The sequence below is a fragment of the Kitasatospora sp. MY 5-36 genome, from assembly GCF_001182915.1.
GTDB lineage: Bacteria > Actinomycetota > Actinomycetes > Streptomycetales > Streptomycetaceae > Kitasatospora.
Window position 1 is genome coordinate 1 of the sequence record NZ_LFVW01001426.1, and the last position, 569, is coordinate 569.

General features: G+C 77.2%; 1 pseudogene. It reads left to right on the forward strand.

What is annotated here, in order from left to right:
* Positions 1 to 470: 470 nt before the first annotated feature.
* Positions 471 to 569: pseudogene (locus AE652_RS49620) on the forward strand (hypothetical protein); the annotation flags it as partial.

Here is a 569-nt window from a genome sequence, read left to right on the forward strand (position 1 = left end):
CGGTGCCGGTGCCGGCGCCGCCCCGGTCGCCCCTGCCGCCGTCGGAGCGGCCGGAGCTGTCGGAGCGGCTGGACCCGCTGCGGCTCCCGCCGTGGCCAGCCGCTTCGACAGCGTCGGCCACCCCGGCGGCGGCGAGCTGCTCCAGTCCGCCGTGCTCGGCCCCGACGGCCACCCCCGCAATGTCCGGGTCTGGCTCCCGCCGCAGTACGCCAAGGAGCCGAACACCCACTTCCCGGTCGTCGTGATGCACGCGGCCGCACCCCAGAAGACCGCCGACGCCGAGGTCCCGGACGTCTTCGAGGGCATCGGTTCGGCCCTCCAGGCCGGCAGGACCCGCCCGTTCATCCTGGTCGCCCCCGAGGCGCCGAACGGCACCGCGCACCCCTGCGAGCTGGTCGCCGCCGCCCCGGCCGCCGTCGCCGACGACGCGACGCTGCGCGGCACCATCGCGGCCTCCTTCCGCACCCTGCCGCCCGGGCGAGAAGATCGCCACCGACGGCACGGTGGTCGAGGGCGCCTCGGCGGTGGACGCCTCGATGCTGACCGGCGAGTCCGTCCCGGTCGAGGTC